Below are 7,669 nucleotides of genomic sequence, written 5' to 3' on the forward strand. Positions count from 1 at the left end.
ATCATGCCAAGGAAATACAGTGACGAGTTCAAGGCCAAGGCAGTGCGTTTGGCTGAGGACCTCGTTGAGCTCGAAGGGTGTTCGAAATGGGGTGCAGCCGTAGAGATCGGTGAAAAGCTCGGCATTCCAGCGCACACGCTCAACGATTGGTTGAAGCCGAATATGGTCTCGTCCGATGTTGAGATTGGCGCCGGCGAGTCAACGGCTGACGAACTGAAGCGGTTGCGGAAAGAGATTAAGGAGCTACGCAGGGCGAATGAGATCTGGAAAACCGCGTCGGCTTTTTTCGCGGCGGAACTCGACCGTCCCACCAGAAGATGATCGAATACATCGATGCGTATCGCGATCGCTTCGGGGTCGAGGCTATCTGTCGCACATTGAAAGAGACAGAATGTGGGTTCATCACCTCTCGCGGCTACCGAGCAGCGAAAACACGAGCGCCGTCGGCGAGGAGTTTGTCAGATGCGCTGCTTATTCCTGAATTGGTGAGGGTCTATGAGGACAACTTCAGCGTCTACGGGATACGCAAGATGTGGAAGGCTATGCAGCGCGCTGGCTGGGATATCGGCCGTGATCAGACCGCGCGGTTGATGAAACAAGCCGGCATACAAGGCCGCAGGCGGGGCCGCACACCGATTACGACACTTCGGGCTAACGTGCCGGATTGTCGTCCTGATCTGGTCAACCGTGATTTCACGGCCTCGGCTCCGAACCGGTTGTGGGTCGCTGACATCACCTATGTGCGCACCCTGTCTGGTTTTGCTTACACCGCGTTAATCACTGATGCGTACTCCCGAAAGATTGTCGGTGTCGCCACTCGAGCGAGCATGCGTACCGATGAACTGCCGCTGGAGGTCTTTAAGCACGCGTTGTATCACGCTGGTGATCTTCGTTTAGAAGGGCTTGTCCACCACAGTGATCGTGGCTCGCAGTATGTGTCGATCCGCTACGGTGAGGCACTCGCTCACGCTGGGATCGATCCGTCCGTTGGCACTGTCGGTGACTCCTACGACAACGCGTTGGCTGAAACGGTCAACGGCCTCTACAAAACGGAGTTGATTTATCCCCACCGGCCGTGGACGTCAGTTGGGGAGGTCGAGATCGCGACCCTTCGTTGGGTGTACTGGTGGAACAACCAGAGGCTCCACGAATCCCTCGGATATATCACTCCACAGGAGATGGAGTACGCCTACTATCAACAATCAGACGTTCAGTCGCTGGGCGTTTAGTAAGCGGAACGGAACCCAGGACGCTTCAATACCCACCACACCGTTACTAAACACGAGGTCTAAACACATTGCCCGGGCCATTTTGATTGAATCTCATTAGCCCCGGCCAGAACACTGGAATATTACTGGCAGGAGCTACTTCCTTGAGCCGGACCCATGTTGCTGGAAACCTGCCAGTGCGGCCTCCGGGCAATTTTCAGACACTGATTGCCGTTCGGAGCTTCGTAAGGGGAGGGGGTTTCCCGGCCGATGGATCGGAAGGATTGGATGAGATGCCGGGACGACCCCGTGGGGCCGGACGGCAACTGGGACAAGTATTAGCGTAGCTGGAGATGAATGCATGGCTTAAGCTCAATATAAATCTTCGTTAAAGAGGTTCGAAGGGATTTGTGAGGAGATATGCGGTGTCTTTCAGTGACATAAGGCCAGAGTTCAATGTGATCACGGACGAAGAGCTGAAATCGAAATTCCAGGAGGGGCTTCCTGTCTATTTCGACACAAACGTGATTCGCGACCTGTGGAGATTGCACTCTGCACCCAGGAAGAGCGTAATGGAGCTCATTGGCGACCTGAGTGAACGTGTATACCTACCTTTTCAGACACAGGTTGAACTAAAGTCGCAAGCTTTTAGAACGAGTTTGCTGAATGCGATTCCCCGCCCGAGTACGAACAAGATTGAGGGGTTGATCAGCTCGGCGAGGTCCAAGTTGGAAGAGGAGATCGGGTTCATTCGGCCTTTGCCCGGTGCAATTGGCGGTAGTGAAGAGGACGTGGCGCAAATCTTGGATGAGGTTGCGGAAAAGTTTGGGGCTTTTCTGGATTGGTTTAACGATGTCGACGGCCGAGTGCGGCAGCTCCTGGGTGCGCCGATAGACGTCGGAGCAATACGGTCAGGCGCGAGAAATCATGACCTCTTAGACGAGCTTGGCGAAACTTTCCAAACTGATCATTTCATGTCGGAGCCGGCACCGTCGACGAGGGACGCGTGGACGGTGGAATACGACCAGCGCATAAACAAAGATGAGCCTGTTGGGCCGGGATTAACCGATGTAGGTAAAGCAACAGTAGAAAAGTCTGCTGGCGATTATTACATGTGGCAGGAAATGCTCAATCACTGCGTGGAGAATGGATTCTCTAAAGGATTCTTCTTTGTAACGCAGGAAAAGAAGAAAGATTTGTGGGAACAGAAGCAGGATGACGAGGCCGTTCGCCGGATTGATCCCAGAATTCAGAAGGAGTCAATTGATACCACCGGAGGCCCAATGATCGTTATTGACCTAGAACATTTTCTGCGGTTAGCGGCGCCTCAAGAATCTGCGGACATGTATTCGTCAATCGCGCGAGATGCGGTTTCCGAATCGGATGAATGGACCTATGAGGCATACTCGAGTCTTCTTAACCTTCTTGCAGAACGGGGTAGAACAGTTCAACAAGAGGTAATCATGGAGGCCGCCAAACGTGGTGGCTACATTACCAGAGAAGAGATTGGGAACATCCTGGGTTGGGAGGATGGCGCTAAGAATTACCTGACCCGATTCAGGATGCCTGCCGATAGCGTAAAGAATATTCTGGTAGACATGAAGCTTCTTCCGGACTCTGCCTCCGACCCCTTAGTGGCGGTTTACCGGGGTCCCGGAGAGGCGGTCGGGTACAGAGTTCCTCCTGAATTCTCAGATTTTTGTGAGACTTCGGAGAGTGTCGCTGGCTGACGTGACCTGTCGGTGAAATCGACCAACCGCCCGCAGGGCGCACGGCCTGAAGTTGCATGGATGAACGACGTGTATCGACATCTCTGCACGGGTCGCACATTACTGGGTTTCCCGCGAGGCAGGCGAGGATAAGCCGTGGTTGGTGTTCCTGCACGCCATATTTGCCGCCTGCTTTCTCTTCACGACTCAACTGGAGTACCACCTCGCAGGCCTATGCAATTTGATCGCCAGGGATGCTCTTGCGCACAACGACTCGCGCCCCTACGAACTAGAGGCAGTGAGCGTGCTCCGGGTCGCTGCGAAACTCGCCGCGATCCTTGACGCTGAGAGCGTCGATTCGCCAATCCTGATCGGCCAGTTCTTCGACGGCATTGTTGACCAGAGGCTCATGCAGCTGAGCCCTTCGTTGAATAGCGGCTTCCTCAACGATAGCTCGGCGGCAAACAGACGGGATTTTTGGCTTGCGGTTGCACTCTTCGAGCTGCCTCGAACTGGTCCGCTCCTACGCCTGCGTTCCATCAAGGGCGTCCTCGAGAATGCGCCGGAAGGAACCTCGTAAACACCTGACGGCCAGGTAGTCACCCGTGAGATGTTGCAAGAATACTCCCGCAATAAGAACTTCAATCTAGCCAAACGCACTTTCGCCGCGATCTTGGAAGCAGTCGCCCTCGACTTGCCCTACAGAATTACCAGCCCAACGCTGCTCATCGTCGGCGAGTGCGACACCACCAGGGGAGCGAAGCGCTTCAGCCGTCGCTGGGCCGAAACCGACGGCCTGTCGCTGGCGTGGGTGCCGGAGGCTGCACACAACACCAACGTGGACAACCCCGAGGCGGTGAATAGGTTGATTTCCAGCTTGTCAACGGGCGTATGAAACCCCTGGATTTATTGGGCTTTATCCTGGACTTGGCCATCCTCTACATCATCGTCAGAAGGCGCAGGGCCCAGTTGATTCTGTGATCCTTCGCGGCCAGTCTCCTCGTCGTTGATGAGTTGGCGATTATCGGGTTCTACCTTGAGGATGTGGCCATCGATCTTCTCCAAAAAGCGTTTCCGTTCTTCCTCTTTATCCGGAAACGCTAGCCCGTTCTTTCGCATAGTTCGGTTGACCACTACATGTATTAAACCGAAAGACAGAGCTGCGACGATGGTCAGTATTACGAGATAGAGAAGACTTGCATACCATCCATGAAGGTGGTCGAGCCAGACTGCAGCAAGAAGGCTTCCGGAAATTACTGGAATGGCCACAAGGCCGACAAGTTGAACACGTTTTGTCCAGCCGGCAGCAACCGCCCAGTCCGCGCGGGACCTTATATCCGTGTAGCGCTCTACATAGCGGTCGATGAGCTGCGGCTCGTTCTTGCTTGGATCCCAGCTTCGATCACGCTCGGGCAGTCTCTCGCCTAGGTCCTCGAGCGCTTTGAGCTTGTCCGAAAGCGCTTTCGGCGACATCTGGTTGTAAGCGGCCAGAGCGAGGGTTATGAAGCCAAACAAGATAGTAATTAGCTGCGCTGCAGAAATAGTAAAGAATCCCATATGCGAAATATATGATGTTAACGGGTTGGGGCAAAGTGTCTGACCCGAAACCACCCCATCTTCATGTTGCGCACAGCACACCCTCAGGTGAAAAACAACCTAGGCCACACGGCCTCCACGAATCCATCATCTGGGGGAGCTCATGACCACATCTTTTAGCCGCGCTAAGGCGCTGCTTGCCATGATCCTTTCCGCGATCCTGGTGCTTGCGGGTGTCCACGCTATGCCTTCGGCACAGGCCGCGTCCTCTTCAGACAGGGACGTGAAAGTCGCTAAGCAGAGCAAGGAAGTCCCCGTCCTGTCCATGAACCTCTGGTACGGCGCGCAGGTCGTACCGAACGGCCCGGCGTACAAGGACGTTGCGAAAACCATCGAGGAAGTCGGCGCGGACATCGTCTTCTTCCAGGAGACCGTCCCCTACAAGGGCGACCCGATTGGCGCAGCGAAGCCGATCGCAGTGGAGCTCGGGTGGGACGCGTTCTCCTCGCGCGACAACGAGTTCTACCCGGGCAGCGCCTCGGTGATCTCGCGCTTCGACATCATTGACACCAAGCACTTCATCGACGCCGGTGAGAACAACCGCTGGGCCAAGGCGCGCCTGAAGGTCGGCGACGACATCATTGCTGTCTACTCCGGCCACCTCGAGTACAAGGACTACGCCGTTTACTGGCCGCGCGGCTACGCAGGCATGGCCCAGGGCGACGAGTGGCCCGAGAACTACAAGAAGTGGGACAAGCTCGAAGGTCCGGTCACCGACACCGAGACCATCCGAAGGATCAACCAGCAGTCCGGCCGCCCCGATGCCGCGAAGCAGCTCATCGAAGACGCCAAGAAGGAATCCGAGCGGGGCAACATCGTCATCTTCGGCGGCGACTTCAACGAGGCCTCCGCACTCGACTGGACCGAGGAAACCAGTGTTCCTCGAGATATTCCGCCAGCTCGCCTACGGTCGCACATTTCTCGTACACGCGCTCGTCGATGCGCACTCCGAACTCCTCCTCTATCTGGATTGCCAGTTCGATCCGATCGAGCGACGACAGCGCCGAATCGGTCAGGAGCGTTTCGGGGGAGAGGTTGGCGTTGAAATGGTCGTCGATAAGCTAAAGCAACCTTGAACCCGTGTCTTCCTGCACAAGAAGAGTTGCGAGACTGCACGGTGGTCACCGACCCATGTGTTGCGTTCCTGCCAGTCACAGAAAGTAGAGGCGCAAAGCCCAGGCCGACACCAGTGCGAGTATCAACTCACACTTCTGGCACAGAGCTTAGAACCACAGACGCGTAAGCGTCAGGCCTTGCAGACCGACGGAGGAAGCCCTCACGCTCAAGGCTGCGGCGACATGTCCGGCGCGCTACATCAACGCCTACCCCCAGCGGCCGGCACGGTGGCAGTTTCTCCGCTTGGTCCACCGCCTGGCACCCAGGAGCAACTCAAGCCCCTAGCACCTCGACCGAACCGCAGTCCACGTCCAGAGCCCTGTTACAGAAGATACTGGTGCGGAAACTCAGGCGTAATTTGCTACCAGGAAGCTTCCTTGGGCCCACGAGGTGGCTCACGGGCGAGGCTTGAGAAATGTGTAAGCAACAGCCGTAGGAAGTGTAAGCGGCAAAAGCGGGCGGAGAAGAAACTAGATGATGGGAGGTTTAGCGAGAGTGTCTCATCATCGGGGGTTTGACGAAACTGTTCCAATCTTTTCACGAAACCCCCTGCCTGCCGAAGAAAAACGGCCGCGAACACAAAAATGACCCGCTCCGTTCGTGAACTGCTCCCCATTAGTTGGACTGAGAAATCAGTTATCGACTAGTGGGGAGTAGTTTTCGTTGAGAGCACGAAGTTCGCTGAGTGAGCATCAGCGCGAGCAGTTGGTTGAACTATTTGAGCAAGGCATGGGCTATAGAGCCGCTGCCATTGCTCTTGGTGTCTCCAGATACGCCGCCCGTATGCTCTATCGTCGGTTTACGCTGCATGGCAGGCTATGTCTTGTGGAGAAACCGACTAAGCAGCAGTATTCGTTCGAAATCAAGAAGGAAGTTGTCCAACGCCACCTTGCCGGTGAGACGGCGATGGATCTTGCGCGTGAGTTTGGCCTGTCATCAGACCAGCTAGTTAAAGGGTGGTCGTGGAAATGGCGTAAAGGTGGCGATGAGGCGCTAAAACCGGAGCCGAAGGGTAGGCCCAAAGGCTCGGTCGCACCGAAGCCGCTCTCGGAGGAAGAGAAGCTGCGTCGCCAGATCGCACGGTTGGAAGCGGAAAACGCCTACTTAAAAAAATTGCGGGACTTGAGGAACCAGGGACGCGCCTGAAAGTTCAGGCGATTGTCATCCTCAAGTCGCACCACCGCTTGGAGTACCTCTTGGATGCGGCGGGTATGCCACGGTCGACGTTCTTCTACCACCAGAAACGCCTGCGCGAGCCGGATAAGCACGCTGCGCTGAAGCAAGCAATCCGGGAAAGTTTCGAGCGTAATAAGCATCGCTACGGTTACCGGCGGGTGCTGCTGGACCTGCGCAACCAGGGCTGGGTGGTCAACCACAAACTTGTCTTCAAGCTCATGCGCGAGATGGGACTTCGAGCCAAGGTCCGCCAGCGCAGGCCCTATGTTTCTTACGCTGGGACGATCAGCCACATCGCTGACAACAAACTTGACCGCAAGTTCACTCCGGACAAGCCCAACACCTTCTTTGTCAGCGACGTCACCGAGTTCAGGGTCGCAGGCAGCAAGGTATATCTGTCCCCGGTGATGGATCTGTTCGACCGCTCAATCGTTGCCCACAGCGTGGCTACATCGCCGTCGACAGCATTTACCGCCGCTTCTTTGACCAACGCAATCGTGAATTGTGCACCTGAACCCGGGTGGATGATGCACACCGATCAAGGCTTCCAGTACCAGCATGCCTCCTGGCGTGACCTGATCGGCGATAACGGTGGTGTTCAGTCGATGTCGCGTAAAGCCAACTGTTACGACAACGCGGTCATGGAGAATTTCTTCGGGCACTTGAAAGCCGAGATGTACCACGGAGAAATCTTCGACACCGTCGCAGAGTTCAACCAGGCGATCGACGAGTACATCCAGTGGTACAACACCGAACGCATCCAACAACGACTCAAGGGCCTGACCCCGATGCAATATCGAAATCAGACCCTTGAAGCCCTAACCGCCTAGAGTTAAACCAGTCCAACTTTCGGGGGCCAGTTCA

6 protein-coding genes and 2 pseudogenes are annotated in these 7,669 nt (G+C 55.7%); 6 read left to right on the forward strand and 2 right to left on the reverse strand.

The window, feature by feature from the left end; genetic code table 11:
* The first annotated feature begins 3 nt into the window (after window positions 1-3).
* The 4 genes from QYQ98_RS10035 (at window position 4) to QYQ98_RS10050 (ending at window position 3,812) form a co-directional block, all read left to right on the forward strand.
* Window positions 4-1,229, forward strand: a protein-coding gene (locus tag QYQ98_RS10035) for an IS3 family transposase (RefSeq protein WP_302006729.1) whose coding sequence is annotated in 2 segments (ribosomal slippage) — window positions 4-286 and window positions 286-1,229 — 1,227 coding nt in all. Because the reading frame shifts where the segments join, the coding sequence is not laid out codon by codon here.
* A 404-nt stretch (window positions 1,230-1,633) separates the two neighbouring features.
* Entirely contained in the window at window positions 1,634-2,938 is a 1,305-nt protein-coding gene (locus tag QYQ98_RS10040; protein WP_302006730.1) for a PIN-like domain-containing protein, read from the forward strand.
* 277 nt (window positions 2,939-3,215) lie between these two features.
* The gene (locus tag QYQ98_RS10045; RefSeq protein WP_302006731.1) at window positions 3,216-3,497 is read left to right on the forward strand and encodes a hypothetical protein; all 282 of its coding nucleotides are present in this window, start codon (window positions 3,216-3,218) and stop codon (window positions 3,495-3,497) included.
* Window positions 3,498-3,527: 30 nt separating this feature from the next.
* Complete coding sequence (locus tag QYQ98_RS10050) at window positions 3,528-3,812, forward strand: alpha/beta fold hydrolase (protein WP_302006732.1); 285 nt, start codon at window positions 3,528-3,530, stop codon at window positions 3,810-3,812.
* An 11-nt stretch (window positions 3,813-3,823) separates the two neighbouring features.
* On the opposite strand, the gene QYQ98_RS10055 is transcribed toward QYQ98_RS10050, so the two are convergent.
* Window positions 3,824-4,474: a hypothetical protein gene (locus tag QYQ98_RS10055; protein ID WP_302006734.1), complete on the reverse strand. Its 651-nt coding sequence runs from the start codon at window positions 4,472-4,474 to the stop codon at window positions 3,824-3,826.
* Between the two features lie 304 nt (window positions 4,475-4,778).
* Between QYQ98_RS10055 and QYQ98_RS10110 the strand changes: the two are divergent.
* Window positions 4,779-5,348 (forward strand): annotated as a pseudogene (locus QYQ98_RS10110) (hypothetical protein); the annotation flags it as partial.
* 1 nt (window position 5,349) lies between these two features.
* Here the strand turns inward: QYQ98_RS10110 and QYQ98_RS10115 are convergent.
* Window positions 5,350-5,571, reverse strand: a complete 222-nt coding sequence (locus tag QYQ98_RS10115) for an acyl carrier protein (RefSeq protein ID WP_367881645.1) — start codon at window positions 5,569-5,571, stop codon at window positions 5,350-5,352.
* A gap of 866 nt (window positions 5,572-6,437) precedes the next feature.
* Here QYQ98_RS10115 and QYQ98_RS10065 point away from each other — a divergent pair.
* A pseudogene (locus QYQ98_RS10065) lies at window positions 6,438-7,635 on the forward strand (IS3 family transposase); the annotation flags it as partial.
* Window positions 7,636-7,669 lie beyond the last annotated feature (34 nt).

The organism is Corynebacterium sp. P3-F1, assembly GCF_030503635.1.
Classification (GTDB): domain Bacteria; phylum Actinomycetota; class Actinomycetes; order Mycobacteriales; family Mycobacteriaceae; genus Corynebacterium.